The sequence below is a fragment of the Nostoc sp. UHCC 0252 genome, assembly GCF_034931145.1.
Taxonomy (GTDB): domain Bacteria; phylum Cyanobacteriota; class Cyanobacteriia; order Cyanobacteriales; family Nostocaceae; genus Nostoc.
Map to the genome: position 1 here is coordinate 1 of NZ_JAYGHE010000074.1, position 17,883 is coordinate 17,883.

Here is a 17,883-nt window from a genome sequence, read left to right on the forward strand (position 1 = left end):
CGTAGTTACTTACTTGCTCAGGAGTATCAAAGACTCGCCGATGAGTATCAAAGACTCTCCCGCGAGTATTAAAGACTCGCCAACGAGTATCAAAGACTCTCCCGCGAGTATCAAAGACTCGCCAACGAGTATCAAAGACTCTCCCGCGAGTGCTAAAGACTCGCTCACGAGGATCAAAGACTCGCCGACGAGTATTAAAGACTCTCCCGCGAGTATCAAAGACTCGTCCACGAGTATCAAAGACTCGCTCACGAGTATTAAAGACTCATTAATGAGGTTTAACTACTCATTCGCGGAATTCAAAGACTACAGCATTTATTGTTTGAATGCACTACACCACGATACGCGGTAGGGGCACAGCATGCTGTGCCCCTACGAATGCTTGTATTTGACGCAAGCGAGAACGGCTATAAACCGAATGGCAATATTTGCCTATGAATCAGATGCAGCTTTAACAGGTTTACTTTTAATAGCTTTAAAGCGTTCCCCTAACTGTTCGGCAATAGTTTTTAACCCTGGAGTTTTCTTAGCAGCTGTCTTCACGTAGTCGTAAACTGTCAAACTGCTGCCCATTGCTTCGCTGCCGACAGCCATTAGGGTATCATCTACCTGTTCTGTCAGTTGTTGCAGTTTAATCAACAGTTCGGTGAGGGTGGCGGCTAATTGATAATCGCGCACAAATTCGTCTACATCAAAACTGGCTGGTAAAATGTCTCGGTTAGACTGGGCAGCAGTTAGGCTAGTGTTGACAAAAGCTAGGCTTTTATCGCCCATCTTAAATAACTTGCGTCGTTCTTCCACACTCAGCGTCACGAGAAAGGGCATCTTTGCTTGGATAGTCGCAAAGGCAGCTTTAATTTCTTGGATATCTGCTGCGGAAAGGGAGCCTGTAATGTTTTGGTAAGCCATTGGTTATTTACCGTGATGAATCTGTTTGTTATGATTCCCACTGGTAAATGCGATCGCACAGTATTTAAGGAAGGGGGAGTAAGGAAATTAACCTCTCTGGTGTACACATAAGTCGAATTACCCCCCTTAATCCCCCCTTTCCAAGGGGGGAAAAAGAAAGAAATCTAGTTCCCTCCCCTTATAAAGGGGAGGGTTAGGGTGGGGTAAAACTTACGCTTCAAGCTAAATGAATTGTGATGATTCCCAGTGGTAAATGCGATCGCACAGTATTTAAGGAAGGGAGAGTAGGGAAATTAACCTCTCTGGTGTACACATAAGTCGAATTACCCCCCTTAATCCCCCCTTTCCAAGGGGGGAAAAAGAAAGAAATCTAGTTCCCTCCCCTTTATAAGGGGAGGGTTAGGGTGGGGTAAAACTTACGCTTCAAGCTAAATGAGTTCTGATGATTCCCACTGATAAATGCCATCCATCCGCCATCTCGTTTTTCGTATCGAAACATTAAGGAATATTGCATTTAAGCAGAAACCTGGAGGTAAACCGCCAAATCACTAGAAAGACCGTGGTAGTATGCTCTCGGTAAATGTGAAGATTTGGGAGAAAGACCTTTGACACTACGGGTTGCTGTTATTGGGTCAGGCCCTGCTGGTTCATCTGCCGCAGAAACACTGGCAGCCTCTGGGATTGAAACCTACCTGTTTGAGCGGAAGCTAGACAATGCAAAGCCTTGTGGGGGCGCAATTCCCCTATGTATGGTGAGTGAATTTGACTTACCACCAGAGATTATCGATCGCCGGGTACGGAAGATGAAAATGATTTCACCTTCTAATCGGGAAGTTGATATTAATCTGGTAAATGAAGATGAATATATAGGAATGTGCCGCCGGGAAGTGCTGGATGGCTTTTTGCGCGATCGCGCGGCAAAATTGGGCGCAAATTTAATTAATGCTACTGTTCATAAACTTGATATCCCAGGAAATAATACCGATCCCTATACCATCCATTACGTTGACCATGCAGAAGGTATCTCACAGGGGATTGCCAAAACCCTGAAGGTGGATTTAATCATTGGGGCGGATGGGGCTAATTCTCGCGTTGCTAAAGAAATGGACGCTGGGGATTACAATTATGCGATCGCTTTCCAAGAGCGAATTCGCTTACCCGAAGACAAAATGGCCTACTATAACGACCTCGCCGAAATGTATGTCGGTGATGACGTTTCGACCGATTTCTACGCTTGGGTTTTCCCCAAATATGACCACGTAGCTGTCGGTACTGGCACAATGCACATCAATAAAGCCAGCATCAAACAGTTACAAGCTGGTATCCGCGCCCGTGCTTCCGAGAAATTGGCAGGCGGTAAAATCATCAAAGTCGAGGCCCACCCCATCCCTGAACATCCCCGTCCCCGTCGTGTCGTTGGTCGCATCGCTTTGGTGGGAGATGCTGCTGGTTACGTTACCAAATCCTCTGGTGAAGGTATTTATTTTGCCGCTAAATCTGGGCGGATGTGTGCGGAAACCATTGTAGAAGCATCTAACAGTGGTAGCCGGATTCCTACAGAAGGCGACCTCAAGATTTACCTGAAGCGTTGGGATAAGAGATACGGACTCACCTACAAGGTGTTGGACATTCTGCAAAGCGTGTTCTATCGTTCCGACGCTACCCGCGAAGCATTTGTGGAAATGTGTGATGACCTCGATGTACAACGGCTAACATTCGATAGCTATTTGTATAAGACGGTTGTCCCAGCTAATCCCATTACTCAATTGAAGATTACTGCCAAAACCATTGGTAGTCTAATTCGGGGTAATGCCCTTGCACCTTAATTGAGGGCAAAGGACTGGGAATTCCAACAAATAAATTACTCAATTTTGTGGGGTGGATATCTTGGACGCTGATTCATTTGGGCGGGCAAGATGCCCACCCCACAATATATATCAATACTTCGGACAGAATTAAACAGTCAACTACACTGTCTTTGTCAGAGATACGCCCTTTTAACCAATACGGTTCAGTTAAGCCTAAAACTCTTACTGAAAGTGAATTTTTTTAACGAACCGCCAAGAACGCCAAGGACGCAGAGAGAAGAAAGAAATTTATTTTCACAAAGCGTTAAGCCTTAACCAAACCGTATTGCCTTTTAAATGCCGTATTTTTGGTAAAAATAATTCTGGAAAATCCCATTGGGGTCATACTTGCGCTTGAGGGCGAAAAATTTAGCCGATTGTGGATAAGCTCGACGAAATTGTTCCGGTGTAGCATGGAGACGATAGGGTAAATAATACCTGCCGCCAACTGCAAGGGCTGCCTCAATCAGTTTCTGGGTCATTACCTCCATCTTTGCCTCCCCCTCTTGAGTGCGTTGCTGATGAAACAGCATCACCAATCCAAAAACTTCCCCATCGGCATATCTGAGAAAACTGTCGTTATCTTGGTGAACATTTCGCACTGTGACATTGAGCAAATCCCCTTTGAACTGCGGAATAATCACGCGACACTTCTCTAAAAAAGCTTCCAGCGATCGCTACCTTCTGATCTTGACGTAAGGCATCTCTAAGTACAGACTGTAATATCACCTCAGTAATTCCAGGCTGACTATTAACCTGCTTAATTGTCACCCGTGTTTGATTCAGGTGACTGGCATCATCAACCGTGCCAGGAGGCAGAGTTTGACGATCATTGCGATCGCTCCAAGCTGTTAAAGTCAGGTGAGCAACAGGTCTGGCAATGACTGTCAAAGCAATAGTGGTAACTGCCACAAGCACAAGCAGGATAATCTTCAGCCTGTTTTTCAACAATTTACTCCTGTGGGAAAGCTGCATAACCTGGATTGAAGGGGCAAAATAGAAAACATGACGATTGAATCCGATTCCTCTAATCCACCAACCCCAAAACCAGTTTCCGACAACGATTTGCAACCGGATGACTTTGACGGTAGTTCAACTGAGAAGAACTTAACCTCAGATGTACTAGCGGCGATTGGGTCTTTGCAATCTCCGCAACATACAAATGCTTTAAAACAAGCTCGTTCTGACTTCAAGCAACCTACTACCAGCCAATTCACAGTTAAGCCAAGGGCATTGCTAATTACTCTAATAGCGATCGCCATCACCTTTACTGGAATTATCCTCAATAACTGGATCGTTGGCATTATCGGAACGCTGATAAGTTTGCTGTTATCCCTAGCCATATTATTGCCTTGGTTCCAAGAAGTTTTAAACGAGTGGTTTTCACCCCAAGAACGCACCCTGTTTGTGGCCTTTTTGGGATTACTAGTAGCCATCATCGGCTTGATTAGGTTCACAGGTGTAAGCGATCGCTTACTTGCTTTAGGACGCAAAATTAATTGGGACATTGCTGGTAGCCTAGCAGAATGGTTTGGCGCTTTGGGGCAGATTCTCATCGCCATCATTGCTGTTTATGTCGCGTGGCGGCAATATGTTATTTCCAAAGACTTGACAATTCAGCAAAACATGCTGACGATTCAGCAAAATATTATTACCCAGCAACAGACAATTGATTCCTATTTCCAAGGCGTTTCAGACTTGGTGTTAGATGAAGAAGGGCTATTAGAAGATTGGCCTCAAGAAAGAGCGATCGCTGAAGGACGCACGGCGGCAATTTTCAGTAGTGTTGATAGCAGTGGTAAAGCGAAAATTCTCCGTTTTCTCTCACGTTCTAAGTTATTGTCACCTCTAAAACGCGATGGCCGATTAGGTCGAGCCATTTTCAACGGAAGTGGTGGATATGCAGAAGACCGCCTAGAAGGTGTGCGCGTCATTGATTTAGGCGTTATGTTAGCCGCAGCAGACCTTTCTGGTACTGATTTGCGTTGGACTGATCTGAGCGAAGCTAATCTTGTCCGCGCTAATCTGAGCGGTTGTGATTTAGTAAAAGCCAACCTCTCCCGCACTATTTTATATAGTGCTAATCTTAGCGATGCCGACATTAACGGCATTCGCCTATTCTATGGTGTAGTGGATAAAGCATCACCCCGCAGCCGCACTGAACCCCCAGATTATGAAACCGGCGAACAAACTGGCGCTGTAGTGGAAAATGCCGATTTCAGTAATGTGCAACGGATGTCTGAGTCTGCACGTTGCTACTGTTGCGCTTGGGGTGGTGAAAAAACTAGAGCTACTATTCCTGGTGGTTGTGAAGGTATCCCTAATAAGTTGGGAAGATAGTTATAAAAAATGTAAGAATTCAGGAGTCAGAATTCAGAATTCAGAATAGTTAAAAAATCAAGAGAACATTTGATGAATAAATATACCAATCATTCTAGGTTACTGATAAATTCTGGCTCCTGACTCCTGGGTGCTGAATTCTTACTAAAAAATTAGTTAGCCGCATTAAAAATCTGTTGTGCAGTTAAATTTAATTGGTGGAAAGTAGGTGATGAAATCGTTGTATTGCCTTGAAAAGGTGTCATTTGATATTCACCATCAACTAATTCGCATACAAAAATAGTCGGTTGTTTGGGATTACCGATGAACTTTCTTGCACCCAATGGAGCATAATCAACAATCCAATATTCGGGAATTCCCATTTCTTCGTAATCCCCAAGCTTATTGTAATAATCATCTCGCCAGTTGCTTGAAACAACTTCAATAACTATTGGAACCGATGCTGCAAGGCTTACTGTTGACTGTTTTTGAAAAAGCGGTTCATTGTCGAGATTATCAAGATTTAGCAGCAACACATCAGGCGAATAAGCAGATTCGGCAGAAGGAGTTTGGATAAATGAAGTTTTGGGTATAGTGTAGGGAAGATTCAGGCGATCAAACTCGACAGTTAGCTTATGGGCTATAAATCCCACAACTTTTTCATGCGCTCCGGTTGAGGGTGGCATTTCAATAATTACTCCTTTGTGCAATTCATAGCGTTTAGCATCATTGGGATACCATTCAATAAATTCGTTGAAGGTGAGTAATTTGGGCAACGCTTGAGTCATAATCTTACCTCCATATATGTTTTATTTTATGCAATACCTACTCTTGATTATTCTAACTACCTTTGATCGGGCAATTGACTAATACGCTTCAAAATCTGGAGTACATTATATAATTCATTACCACGGTTACGGACATCAAAAATGTTTGAAGTGGCATAGCGGGGAGGATAACCTTTGAGCAGTTTAATGAACATAAAACTGCCACCAGAAGTAATCATCCCAAATACTACATCTTGTGACTGGGGAGCAGCCAGCATATATGCCAAAATTTGGTCAAGTCCTGCTTCTACAGAATAAGCAACCTGTTTTGACTCAATGACTGTTACCCATAATTTTTGATTTAGAAGTAAGAAATCAATTCGTCCTTTGATAATAATTTGGTTGTCTTGTGTTTCAATCTCGATAGACTTCTCTAATTTGAGATGAAAAGGAGGTAGATAAAACTTACCAATGAATAGCAGTGGTGATAAAACAGTAGTGTTAACTGTATTTTCTAATAAAGGCGGATGGTTTCGTAAATTTAAATAACCTGCCTTTATTTGATCCAATAGTTGCTTTTCTAAACTTGTCAGTTCTGGTAAGTCATCTTGCCACTCTCGAAAGAATTCTTCCGAATCAACGAACTCTAATCCATAGAGCAATATTAGTTGCTCAAGTGTGACGTTTTCCGCAGCAATTTGAGTCATTATGTTAATTAAGTAGGAGAAAAACCTACCAGTCTAGTAATTCTTGCCTTCAGGTAAGGTCAGAATTTCAACGCCATCTTCAGTTACAGCTAAGGTATGCTCACATTGAGCGGATAGTTTGCGATCGCGCGTTACCGCAGTCCATTTATCGCTGAGAACTTCGACTTCGTAAGTACCTTCATTAATCATTGGCTCAATAGTAAAAACCATCCCTGGTCTGAGGCGCTTACCCTTACCGCGAGTGCCATAATGAGGAACATCCGGCGCAGTGTGGAAAATGTTACTGATGCCGTGTCCAACAAAATCTCGCACCACAGAAAAGCCTTGCCCTTCAGCATACTCTTGAATCGCTGCACCAATATCGCCAATCCGTCCCCCCGGTTTCACTTCAGCAATACCCAGGCGCAAACACTCTTCTGTCACCTCTACTAGCTTCTTCGTTTTTGGGGAAGGAGTGCCAACAAAGAATGTCTTGGATGTATCGCCATGATACCCCTCAACAATGGGCGTTACATCAATGTTAATAATGTCACCATCTTTGAGAACCTGCTTGGCGTTAGGAATGCCATGACAGATTACCTCATTGACACTGGTACAAATCGATTTTGGATAACCCTTATAGCCAAGAGGTGCGCTTTTTGCCCCATGCGCTTGCGTCCAACGTTCGGCTTCATCATTTAGTTCCAGAGTGCTAACCCCTGGCTTCACAAACGGTTCGAGATGCTGGAGAAGTTTGGCTGCTAAACGCCCTGCCTGACGCATTTTCTCTATTTCTCGTTGGGATAAAATGACAATTAGTTCGGTTTTCATTAACTTTTATCTAGACAAATTTACATAAACATAGTGAACCCTGTCTGTGCGGCTCTTTGAGCAGCATCAGCAACCTTTAAGGTATACAAACTCTCCTCTGGGGTAACGTACAAAGGAGTGCCATCAAAAAGATGGTCTAACACCATACCTGTATCTTTGGCAAACAAACCCCGGCGAGGGCCAACCTGTATAGGTGTTGTTTCCCCTGGCTGGATGAAAAGTCCTGTGTCGCCATCAAAAACTAAACCACCTTTTTCACCGTGAACTTCAAACTTACGTTCTGATTGCCAAATACTTTCGCCTTTGCCATAGACTATTTGGGCTAAAAGTCCACTGTTGAAGGATAGTTCACTAGTGCAAAAACAGCTTTGGTAATATTCCGGTTCTATTTCCCAATATCGCTGATGACAGTTAACAGTAAATACTGTACCAAATAAATCGATGAGACGATGTAGGCGAGACAGCGCCCCAATTAAGGGAAAACCGAACAATTCGTGGTTATAAGTCCATTTACGGGGTGCAGGATTTTGGGGATTGATGGTGCTGTAGCGAACATAAAACACTTCACCAACTTTGGCTAAGTTTTGCTTCAAAGCTTGATGCAAACCACCCAAAAGTTCTAGATGTTCTACGTGTAAAAGTTTTTGTTGTGCTTTGGCTAGAGCAATCAGTTCCTCTGCTTCGACTACATCCAAGGAAAGGGGATACTCTATAACTACGTGTTTGCCGTTACTAAGTGCTGCACGAGCGATCGCACCATGATCTCGATTAACAGTGCAAATCACTACCAGGTCTATATCTTCACGCTCTACTAGCTCTTGCCAAGAACTCAACGCTTTAATCTGGTACTCTCTGACAAAGGTTTCGGTTTTTTCTGCGGTATGACCAACAACTGCTATTAACTGCGATCGCTCATCATGGAGCAATGCCTCAGCCCGCAACTTTGCCGCATACCCAGTACCTACCAAACCTACACGCACTCTTGCTTTTTCCAAAGATGCTCCTGAATTATACATGATCCTGCTATATAAAAACTTGGTACAAACCCATTATGTAACCTGCTTATAAATAGGTTTTTGTTAGCCTTGTTGTTGCAGGAAATATTTTATTTCAAACTACCTCAAGTTTATTGGTTGTCTTGACAAAAGTCTGATTCTATGGGTGGAAAAGCTTTATTGCAAGTTTGAATAACATCAAATTTAATCATGTTTTCTTAGTGAGGAGATAGCTTTTTGTTATCACAGCCGGAATAAAGCAGTAAATACATTAATAAAACTTATCGGGATTAAGCAACTAAATTTCATTACTAATCGAGTTCAATTTCCAGTTACATAGTTTGATTTTTCTCGTAGTATCAGAATTGAAGCAAATATAAACTAGCGGCTAATTCTCAAGAACAGCCGCGACCTTTGCCCTAAGATAACTTATACTGCCGTTCACAAAAGAGAGGATTAATCAATGCCAACTTATAAAGTGACACTAGTCAACGAGGCTGAAGGGCTGAACACAACACTCGATGTTGAGGACGATACCTATATTTTAGACGCAGCTGAAGAAGCTGGTATTGACCTGCCCTACTCTTGCCGCGCTGGTGCTTGCTCAACCTGTGCAGGTAAACTCGTATCAGGTACTGTCGATCAAGGCGATCAATCATTCTTAGATGACGATCAAATAGAAGCTGGATATGTACTTACCTGTGTTGCTTACCCAACTTCTAATGTCACAATCGAAACTCACAAAGAAGAAGAACTCTATTAAGAGCAAAACTAAATAGCCAAATATCTATTTAATTGGTGATTGTAGTTGCTCGAACATTTGGACTGAGCGATCGCCAAACATCTCAATGCTACACTGAACCGAAATAGTTTCAGTGTAGCCTTCCAGCATCCCGATGAATGGCATTGCCCACACCTCTGTCTCAGAAGAATTAATTCTGAGGCTCACAGCGAAACATCTGAATACTGAAATTTTGGTTTTACCCACATTTCCAGCCCAGGGAAGCGCTTAAATTTGTTTGATTTAATAGCCTTTAGCGAATCATTTCGTACTGTTTTTAACCAAGCAGAAGGCACACTTAGATACTGTAATCGCAATAGTGCGTACACGTCTTTGTGTGCCTTATTTTTGTGAAATATTTTGTTGTTATCTAATTGATAGAGTCGATGGCGGGTATTATCATGTGCGTTTGTGCAAATAGCCCACCGTCAAAACTATTCAGCAGCTTTGTTATTAGCTCTATTAGCACGCGCCTCAGCCGAAGCCATCACTTCATCCATATTCTCTAGCACTTCACCAGGGAAGTTTTCCAAAACTCTGGTAGAAAGAGCAACCCGCCCTTTACCCTCATCCAAGTCAATAATTACAGCTTTAATTGGCTGACCAACTTGAAACACCTTTTCTAGAGATTCAATGAATTTTTGGCTTACCTGTTTGATATGAAGCAAAGCCCCCATACCATTTAAATCAACAAACACACCAAAAGGTTTGATGCCAGTCACTTTGCCTTCCACTAGTTGACCCAGTTCTAATAAGCTGAAGTTGCTAGAACGAGTTGCTAATCGCTGGGAAAGGATGAGTTTGTTGGTATTTTTATTAATTTCCAAAAAGCCCACAGTCAGATTTTGACCTTTGAGAGCTTCTAAATTATCACGCTCTGCCAGGTGCGATCGCGGAATAAATCCCCGCAAAGAGAGAATATCGACGGTGACACCACCCTTATTCACACCCATAACCTTTACTTGCACAGTCTGAGCATTTTCCTGCATTTCTGCCAGTCTTTCCCAGATGTGCTGAATTTCCAACTGCTTGCGAGAAAGAGTGACTTGACCTTCTGCATCCTGATCTCGGATAATCAAAAACTGCATTTCCTCTTGCAACGGCAGCACTTCCGATAAATCGGTAACTGCTCTCAAAGAAGCCTCATCGCGCGGCAGAAAAGCTGACGACTTGCCACCAATATCGACATAAGCTCCATCATGGTCAAGTTGGAACACTTTACCATGTACAACCTGTCCCTTTTGAAACTGGTAGTCGTGTTTTTCTAGCGCTTTGGCAAAATCGTCCATTGTAAATGACGAATTGGCTGTTTGAGAAAGTTTCGATTCGGAATTCATGACTTTTGAAGATTAATTTTTATTTGAGCTGATGCCATTGAAGTTTAGATTGTCATTTGTCATTTGTCAGTTATCCTTTGCAAATAACAAATGACCAATGACGAACTTGGGTGCATGGTTTTTAGTTCAGTTGACCAAAAAGTTGTTTTACCTGCTCCCAAGCATCGGTTGCCGCTTTAGGATTATAACTGGCACGAAGGTCACAGAAAAATCCGTGATCAGCTCCATCGTAGCGGAACACACGATGAGGAATTTTATATTTTTCTAACTCTGTTTCAATCTCATCTACTTGTTCGCCTGGGATGCTAGCATCTTCTTTACCAAAGAAGGCATAGAGAGTACCTGGAATTTCTCTGGTACGGGTGACAGTAGGAGTGCCACCTCCTGGTGTGCGAGTAGTAATTCCAGCACCGTAGAAGGAAGCTGTAGCTTTAATATCTAGTAAAGTGGCTGCAAGATATGCGACATGACCACCAAAGCAGAAGCCAATACAGCCAAAGCCATCTTTTTTGACTTGGGGCAGATTTTTGAGGTAGTCAATTGCTGATTGAATATCGCTTAGTAACTCTGAGGCTTGAGTTTGCATCGCGTAGCCTCTGCCCGTTTCAATATCTTCGGGTGTGTATCCGGTTTCAAAACCAGGAGCAGTGCGTTGAAAAAGTGCAGGTGCGATCGCTACATACCCAAGTTTGGCAATCCGTTCTGTAACATCCCGAATGTGAACGTTGACACCAAATATCTCTTGTAACACCACGACTCCTGGGTAAGATCCAGGGTCTTTTGGTTCTGCAAGATAAGCTGACACTTGAATATTATCTTGCAAAAGATTAACCGTTGTGGTAATTATTGCTTGCTCTGTCATAATAATTTTTACCAGTGCTATGTGATTAACCGTGTGTTTATTTGATATAACTATGCCAGTATGCCCAAGTTTTTTGTAATTAAATTATCAATAGAAAAGCTTCGTATGTAAATAAAATGATTGATATGTAGCAAATGCATCTGGACACAAAAAGAGTGCTGAGTAGAAAAGCAAAACTTAATACTCAAACCTCAGCACGGGCTAAATGCCCCGCTACCGCTCATAGAACTCAGCACTTAGTATTCAGGAGGTTTGGTGATGATTCAATTCCGTATTCAGCCAGACAGCGAAATTCCCGCATCAACCCAGCTGTTTAATCAAATCCGATTTGCGATCGCTTCTCGGCAATATCCCCCTGCTTACAAATTGCCAAGTACCAGGGCATTAGCAATGCAAACTGGATTACACCGCAACACCATTAGCAAAGTTTACCGTCAACTAGAAGAAGACGGATTTGTTGAAAGTATGGCTGGTTCGGGTATTTACGTTCGTCCCCAAGGTCATGAGGGCGGTAGCAGGCTGCAATCACCAATTCTCAAGCAAAATCCTGATGCCTATCAAGTTGTCCAGAAAGCACTCGATGATCTGCTCACCCAAGGATGTACACTCAATCAAGCCAGAGAGCTATTTTTAGCAGAAATTGACTGGCGCTTGCGTTGTAGTGCGCGGGTACTGGTTGCAGTTCCATCCTATGACATGGGTGCTGGTGAATTGATGGTCTATGAATTGGAGCGATCGCTAAAAATACCAGTCCAGTTAGTAGCAATGGAAGAATTAACAGCAGTGTTAGATAAAACTACCTCTGCGACAGTAGTTACAAGTCGGTATTTTATCAGTAATGTGGAAGCGATCGCAGCCCCGAAAGCAGCACGGGTAATTCCTCTAGATATCTACGACTACAGCAAAGAACTTAGCCTCTTAAAAACCCTACCAAAAGAAAACTGTGTAGGCATAGTTAGCCTCAGTTCCGGGATTGCACGAGCCGCAGAAGTCATCCTCCACGGTTTGCGGGGAGATGAACTATTAGTGATGACTGCACAACCAAAAGATGCCTATAAACTTCAGGCTATGGTTAAACGGGCTGAGGTCATCATCAGCGACCAAGCCAGTTTTGCAGCAGTGCAAGCAGCCGTACAAGCATCTGATGAAGATATTATTCGTCCACCAAAGCTGATTAAGGTTGAAAATTATATCGGTATTAACTCAATTAACTTGCTAAAACGAGAATTAGGTTTGAGTTAATTCAAAGATAATTAAGAGAGGGGTAAAAACATCTATATCGATTCACCTACTGATCAATCAAAGCAACTATTGAGAGGCGATATGAGTATTCCACTTCTAGACCATCCCATACAAGAGAAACTTGTAACCGTAGCTAATGTTTCCTGGGAGGAATTCAAAGGTATAGAGGCACAGTTAAAGGACAACCGCAATGTCCGACTCTCTTATTTGTCAGGAATATTAGAAATTATGTCGCCCATTGGTGAAAAACATGAGTACGTGAAAACAACTCTTGGCTATTTGCTAGAAGTTTACATGAGAGAGTTAGGTATCCGGTTCTATGGTCGCGGTGGTTTCACTCTCGAAGAACCTGGCTATGCTTCTGGTACTCCAGATGAATCTTACTGCATTGGCAGCAACAAAGAAACGCCAGACATTGTTATTGAAATCATTGTTACTAGTGGCACTATTAACCGTAAGGAGTTATTCAAACCCAAGAAAGTGCCTGAAGTTTGGTTCTGGAAATCTGACCAAATAAACATATTCCGGTTAAACGCGGTTGGTGAATATGAAGAAGTAAACCGTAGTGGTTTCTTACCGAATTTAGATCCAGCTTTGTTGCTAAAATATATCGCGCATCCTGACCAGTACGACGCTGTTGCCGAATTTATGCGAGCTATCCGAAAATAAGGGACTTCCAAATAGAGAAATATTCCAAAACTGGACTAAAAATCCTCTCTCTGCGTTCTCTGCGCGGCAGTCACTCATGGGGGAAACCCTAGCCTCTCCCTTTGGGAGAAGACCGCGCTGCCTTGCCTCTGTGGTTTGTTATTCCCTAACTCGTGCCAAGTCCTATTAATCTGAAGATAATTCGACCAACATCTTTAAGAGCAACTGATACAGGAGGGATAGAGTAGTGCAAATTGTGATTGTAGGCGCAGGCCCAACAGGTGCAACCCTTGCCCTGCTCCTTACACAACGTGGTATTCCTGTAACGTTAATTGAAGCAGCAAAAGACTTTCATCGTGTTTTTCGCGGCGAAGGATTAATGCCCAGTGGGTTAGATGCACTAGAACAAATGGGTCTATCGGCATTGTTAGAGCATATTCCCCATCGAAAACTCGACGCATGGGAATTCATTCTGGGTGAAAAACAGTTGTTTCGAGTCGAGGAACCAATGGGAGCAACCCAACCCTGTACACTGGTTTCACAACCACCACTACTCAAAGCACTGATTTCCCAAGCTCAAACCAATGATGGGTTTGAATTTATCCAAGGTGTTCCAGTCAAAGATTTACGTTGGAGCAATCAACGTGTCGCAGGTGTAATACTGAGCGATGGGAGAGAACTAACTGCTGACCTAGTGATTGGGGCAGATGGTCGAAATTCTCTGGTGCGACAACGTATAGGATTGGAATTAGTACGCCAGCCCAAAAATATTGATATTCTCTGGTTTAAACTTGCCGCCAGTCCTGAGTTTGCAGCCGACAATGTATTTCGTACTATTGTAAATGGCGATCGCGTATTTACCATCTTTCATGGAGCAGAATCAGGAAAACTGCATCTAGCTTGGGTGATGTCCGCAACCGAAAACACTGACTTCAAGCAAGCTAACTGGGCAGAGATTTTTGCCTCACTATCACCCTCATGGCTAGCAGAACATTTCCGTAATCATGCAGACACCATTGAATCCCCCATTCGGCTTTCTGTTGTGGTTGGTTATTGTCCACAATGGCACGCACCAGGAGTATTACTTCTGGGTGACGCTGCACACCCAATGTCTCCTGTCCGCGCTCAAGGAATTAATTTAGCATTACGTGATGTCATTGTGGCTGCTAATCATCTTGTGCCGTTGTTGCACAAAGAAGCCGAACACCAGGACATTGATATGGCACTATCGTACATCCAAGCAGAACGTGAGCCAGAAATTATCCGCGCCCAGCAACTCCAGTTACAGGAAGCTAAACAAGGCGAACTACTGCGAAAAAATGCACTGTTGCGATCGCTGTTGATTCAACTTCCTCCCTTACTCCGTAAAATAATTAAAAAGTCTTGGTTAAAGCGACAATATAAAATGCGTCAAGGTATCACACAAGTTCATTTAACTGTGTAAAAAACCGCCATAAGCTATTTGGCTTGTGGCTCTGGAATATTAATTTGCAAAAACTCTTGCACCACTTGCATATAAGTTGGAGCATCTTCCAACATTGGGAAGTGTGCTGTGTTGGACATCATAACAAACTTAACTTTGTCACTTAGCTCGGCTGCTTTACGCCCCATTTCGGCCGGAATAATTTTGTCATACTCCCCCGCTACAAGCAGAGTCGGCACTGTCAGCTTGGCAAACTCAAGCGGCATCACTTCCGATTGAGCCTTACTAACAGAAGTAAAAATTGTCCCTAAAGCTGCATCATAATCAGCTTCAAGAAAATCTTGTAAAAAAGCTTGACGCTCAGAGTGTGGTATAGAACTATATAAAAATCTCGCCATAAACATCCGGTCGACAAATGGAATTTTGCTTAACCATTTGGGACGGAATTTCACCACATAGCCACCGAATTTATGAAAGGCACTAAAAGATTTTTCGTCATACTCAAAAATGCCGCTACAAGTTAGAATTCCTCGTTCCACTCGTTGAGGGTAGCGGTTAAAAAATAAAGTAGCAACAGACGCGCCCATCGAGTGAGCATTGATATACACACGCTGAAGATGCAACCCATCTAACAAAGCTGCCAAATCATCGGCGTATTCTTCTAATTCATAAGTTAACTCTTTGATTGCTTGTGATTCTTCCTGGGGAGATTCAGATTCGGCAACAGCTTCACTTGCTTGGGCTATGGTTGGCTTCCCACCAGAACGGCCAAATCCCCGCATATCGTAGAGTAAACAATCAAATTGTTCTGATAAAGCATTCGCGGTATTTTGCCAATACCTAGCCGAACCAGCCCAACCGTGCATAAAAACCATCACTGGTTTTACCAATGAACCAGATGGTTTTTTAATCCATTCGTAGTAATGGTCAACGCCACGAACTTTAATATGAGGCATTAGTCATTAGTCCTTTGTCAGTTGTCATTAGTCATTTTCCCTTATTACATGGTTATTAGTCTTTAGTTTTTGACTAATAATTAATGACTAATGATTAATGACTAACGGCTATTAAGCTGACTCTGGTTTCGGTAGTGAAGATGGATGTATTATCAGTTCGGCAGTTGATCGCTTCTCGACCATCTCCCGTGTTACTGTACAGCGTGTCACATCCTTACGGGATGGTAACTCATACATAACATCCAACATTAGCTCTTCAACAATACCGCGTAATGCTCTAGCACCAGTTTTACGGCGGTAGGCTTCTTGAGCGATCGCGCGTAAAGCTTCTGGTTTAAAATCTAGCTGGACATTATCCATCTTCAGCAGTTTTTGGTACTGCTTCACTAAGGCGCTGCGTGGTTGGGTGAGAATCGCCATCAGCGCTTCTTCATCTAGCGGATCTACTACTGCTACCATTGGCACGCGCCCAATAAATTCGGGAATCATGCCAAATTTTACTAAATCATCTGGTGCTAGATGCCGGAGAGTATCTGCTGCCCGTTTTTCTTTCGTTTGGCCTTCTCCAGGTTGCACAAAGCCTATTGCTTTTTTGCCAACTCTCTGATCCACAACCTTTTCTAAGCCTACGAAAGCACCACCACAGACGAACAAAATATTACTGGTATCAATTTGGATACAGTCTTGATAGGGATGCTTGCGCCCTCCTTGGGGTGGTACATTGGCGATCGTTCCCTCTAACATTTTCAACAAGGCTTGCTGCACGCCTTCGCCAGAAACATCGCGGGTAATTGACGGGTTTTCACTCTTACGAGCAATTTTGTCAATTTCATCAATGTAGATAATTCCTCGTTGCGCTTCCTCTATATCTAAATCTGCCACTTGCAACAGTCGCAGCAAGATATTTTCCACATCTTCTCCCACATACCCTGCTTCCGTCAGCGTCGTAGCATCAGCGACGGCAAAGGGGACATCTAGGATTTTCGCTAGGGTTTGCGCTAAAAGAGTTTTGCCGCAACCAGTCGGGCCAATTAACAAAATGTTGGACTTTTGCAGTTCTACAGCATCGTCCGCTCCACCTTTGCCATTGCCTTTAGACTGAATCACTGCCAACCGTTTGTAGTGATTATAAACAGCTACTGACAGCACTTTCTTGGCTTCATCTTGACCAATAACGTGTTCGTCTAGATACTTTTTAATCTCTCTTGGCTTGGGTATTTGATTAAACGAAATACTAGAAGATTGAGTACGCCGTTTTTGAGGTGGTTCTGCTCTTGGTGCCGGTTGTGCTGCCGCACCATTGGTATCCAGTAACTCTTCGTCTAGTATTTCATTACACAAGTCAACGCATTCATCGCAGATGTAGACTCCCGGCCCTGCGATTAATTTACGCACCTGCTCTTGAGACTTGCCGCAAAACGAACATTTTAAATGGGAGTCGTACTTAGACATACCAGCCTCTTATTTCACAATGGTGACGTTTTCCCCTGCTGTGGGAAGATTTTGCCTGGAAATGACCTGATCAATCAAACCGTAGTTTTTTGCCTCTTCTGCCGACATGAAAAAGTCGCGCTCAGTATCTGCTTCAATTCTTTCTAAGGGTTGACCAGTATGATGAGACATTAACTGATTCAACTTAGCCTTAACATAAAGAATTTCTCTGGCTTGAATTTCAATGTCAATGGCTTGACCTTGAGCGCCACCAAGGGGTTGGTGAATCATAATCCGGGAGTCGGGCAGAGACATTCGCTTACCAGCAGCCCCTGCTGTCAACAAAAATGCCCCCATGCTCGCAGCTAATCCAAAACAGATGGTAACAACATCAGGGCGGATTTGCTGTATTGTATCATAGATTGCCATACCTGCGTAGACTGAGCCACCAGGAGAATTAACATACAGTTGGATGTCTTTTTCTGAGTCTTCGGCATCTAGGAATAACAACTGAGCCACAATTGAGTTGGCTACGGTATCGTCTATTGGCGTTCCCAAAAAGATAATCCGCTCTCGCAGTAGGCGGGAGTAGATGTCGAAAGCCCTTTCTCCCATGCCAGATTGTTCTACCACCATCGGCACGATGTTGCTAGGGCTGTTCAACTGGGAGTTAATGTTTATCCGACTTTGGTTGCTGATGGGGTAGTTTCCCGACTGCGATACAAGCATACAAGCTTTCTTTGACGATAATTTAGGACAAATGTTTCAGCAGCTTATGCTACTTTTTCGATGAATGGAATTTTTATAGCTACGTGTTAACCATTATGCCTCATATAATTTCCTCTCGTG

Annotated in this window: 20 protein-coding genes; 7 read left to right on the forward strand and 13 right to left on the reverse strand. The window is 43.2% G+C overall.

The features are described 5' to 3' along the window. A partial coding sequence (locus VB732_RS28790) for a hypothetical protein (RefSeq protein ID WP_323234284.1) occupies positions 1 to 352 on the forward strand: 352 nt, incomplete at its 5' end. 80 nt (positions 353 to 432) lie between these two features. Here VB732_RS28790 and VB732_RS28795 read toward each other — a convergent pair. Then, on the reverse strand, positions 433 to 909 hold the full coding sequence (locus VB732_RS28795) for a hypothetical protein (protein ID WP_323234285.1): 477 nt from the start codon (positions 907 to 909) through the stop codon (positions 433 to 435). Between the two features lie 605 nt (positions 910 to 1,514). On the opposite strand from VB732_RS28795, the gene chlP reads away from it, so the two are divergent. Further along, complete coding sequence (gene chlP / locus VB732_RS28800) at positions 1,515 to 2,735, forward strand: geranylgeranyl reductase (protein ID WP_323234286.1); 1,221 nt, start codon at positions 1,515 to 1,517, stop codon at positions 2,733 to 2,735. 314 nt (positions 2,736 to 3,049) lie between these two features. Here chlP and VB732_RS28805 read toward each other — a convergent pair whose 3' ends face one another. Beyond that, entirely contained in the window at positions 3,050 to 3,358 is a 309-nt protein-coding gene (locus tag VB732_RS28805) for a D-arabinono-1,4-lactone oxidase (RefSeq protein ID WP_323234287.1), read from the reverse strand. Then, positions 3,336 to 3,668, reverse strand: a complete 333-nt coding sequence (locus VB732_RS28810) for a hypothetical protein (RefSeq protein WP_323234288.1) — start codon at positions 3,666 to 3,668, stop codon at positions 3,336 to 3,338. The genes VB732_RS28805 and VB732_RS28810 overlap by 23 nt, the downstream gene beginning before the upstream one ends. Before the next feature lie 93 nt (positions 3,669 to 3,761). Here VB732_RS28810 and VB732_RS28815 point away from each other — a divergent pair, with 93 nt between their 5' ends. Next, positions 3,762 to 5,096: a pentapeptide repeat-containing protein gene (locus tag VB732_RS28815; protein ID WP_323234289.1), complete on the forward strand. Its 1,335-nt coding sequence runs from the start codon at positions 3,762 to 3,764 to the stop codon at positions 5,094 to 5,096. Positions 5,097 to 5,248: 152 nt separating this feature from the next. Here VB732_RS28815 and VB732_RS28820 read toward each other — a convergent pair whose 3' ends face one another. From VB732_RS28820 to VB732_RS28835, 4 genes are read right to left on the reverse strand one after another with little or no spacing between them, the layout of a single operon-like run. Next, positions 5,249 to 5,863, reverse strand: a complete 615-nt coding sequence (locus VB732_RS28820; RefSeq protein ID WP_323234290.1) for a Uma2 family endonuclease — start codon at positions 5,861 to 5,863, stop codon at positions 5,249 to 5,251. A gap of 56 nt (positions 5,864 to 5,919) precedes the next feature. Then, positions 5,920 to 6,549 (reverse strand): restriction endonuclease subunit R, encoded by a 630-nt coding sequence (locus VB732_RS28825; RefSeq protein WP_323234291.1) that lies wholly within the window; start codon positions 6,547 to 6,549, stop codon positions 5,920 to 5,922. Between the two features lie 33 nt (positions 6,550 to 6,582). Continuing rightward, positions 6,583 to 7,359 carry a type I methionyl aminopeptidase gene (map, locus tag VB732_RS28830; protein ID WP_323234292.1) on the reverse strand — a complete coding sequence of 259 codons (777 nt, stop codon included), beginning with the start codon at positions 7,357 to 7,359 and terminating at the stop codon, positions 6,583 to 6,585. A gap of 20 nt (positions 7,360 to 7,379) precedes the next feature. Next, complete coding sequence (locus tag VB732_RS28835; RefSeq protein WP_323234293.1) at positions 7,380 to 8,375, reverse strand: Gfo/Idh/MocA family oxidoreductase; 996 nt, start codon at positions 8,373 to 8,375, stop codon at positions 7,380 to 7,382. A gap of 442 nt (positions 8,376 to 8,817) precedes the next feature. Between VB732_RS28835 and VB732_RS28840 the strand changes: the two genes are divergently transcribed. Then, entirely contained in the window at positions 8,818 to 9,117 is a 300-nt protein-coding gene (locus VB732_RS28840; protein ID WP_185584260.1) for a ferredoxin, read from the forward strand. Between the two features lie 24 nt (positions 9,118 to 9,141). Here VB732_RS28840 and VB732_RS28845 read toward each other — a convergent pair whose 3' ends face one another. The 3 genes from VB732_RS28845 to VB732_RS28855 all read right to left on the reverse strand — a co-directional run bounded on the left by VB732_RS28845 (position 9,142) and on the right by VB732_RS28855 (position 11,334). Further along, positions 9,142 to 9,303 (reverse strand): hypothetical protein, encoded by a 162-nt coding sequence (locus tag VB732_RS28845; protein WP_323234294.1) that lies wholly within the window; start codon positions 9,301 to 9,303, stop codon positions 9,142 to 9,144. 266 nt (positions 9,304 to 9,569) lie between these two features. After that, complete coding sequence (locus VB732_RS28850; protein WP_323234295.1) at positions 9,570 to 10,472, reverse strand: S1 RNA-binding domain-containing protein; 903 nt, start codon at positions 10,470 to 10,472, stop codon at positions 9,570 to 9,572. 121 nt (positions 10,473 to 10,593) lie between these two features. Next, entirely contained in the window at positions 10,594 to 11,334 is a 741-nt protein-coding gene (locus VB732_RS28855; protein ID WP_323234296.1) for a dienelactone hydrolase family protein, read from the reverse strand. A gap of 258 nt (positions 11,335 to 11,592) precedes the next feature. Here VB732_RS28855 and VB732_RS28860 point away from each other — a divergent pair, with 258 nt between their 5' ends. From VB732_RS28860 to VB732_RS28870, 3 genes are all read left to right on the forward strand, one after another. Then, on the forward strand, positions 11,593 to 12,576 hold the full coding sequence (locus tag VB732_RS28860; protein WP_323234297.1) for a GntR family transcriptional regulator: 984 nt from the start codon (positions 11,593 to 11,595) through the stop codon (positions 12,574 to 12,576). Positions 12,577 to 12,657: 81 nt separating this feature from the next. Continuing rightward, positions 12,658 to 13,245: a Uma2 family endonuclease gene (locus VB732_RS28865; RefSeq protein WP_323234298.1), complete on the forward strand. Its 588-nt coding sequence runs from the start codon at positions 12,658 to 12,660 to the stop codon at positions 13,243 to 13,245. 226 nt (positions 13,246 to 13,471) lie between these two features. Further along, complete coding sequence (locus VB732_RS28870) at positions 13,472 to 14,668, forward strand: FAD-dependent monooxygenase (protein WP_323234299.1); 1,197 nt, start codon at positions 13,472 to 13,474, stop codon at positions 14,666 to 14,668. Between the two features lie 14 nt (positions 14,669 to 14,682). Here the strand turns inward: VB732_RS28870 and VB732_RS28875 are convergent, their stop codons facing one another. From VB732_RS28875 to clpP, 3 genes are all read right to left on the reverse strand, one after another. Continuing rightward, positions 14,683 to 15,603 (reverse strand): alpha/beta hydrolase, encoded by a 921-nt coding sequence (locus VB732_RS28875; protein WP_323234301.1) that lies wholly within the window; start codon positions 15,601 to 15,603, stop codon positions 14,683 to 14,685. 111 nt (positions 15,604 to 15,714) lie between these two features. After that, positions 15,715 to 17,055 carry an ATP-dependent protease ATP-binding subunit ClpX gene (gene clpX / locus VB732_RS28880; protein WP_323234302.1) on the reverse strand — a complete coding sequence of 447 codons (1,341 nt, stop codon included), beginning with the start codon at positions 17,053 to 17,055 and terminating at the stop codon, positions 15,715 to 15,717. 9 nt (positions 17,056 to 17,064) lie between these two features. After that, positions 17,065 to 17,763 carry an ATP-dependent Clp endopeptidase proteolytic subunit ClpP gene (gene clpP / locus VB732_RS28885; protein ID WP_323234303.1) on the reverse strand — a complete coding sequence of 233 codons (699 nt, stop codon included), beginning with the start codon at positions 17,761 to 17,763 and terminating at the stop codon, positions 17,065 to 17,067. Between the last annotated feature and the right edge of the window lie 120 nt (positions 17,764 to 17,883).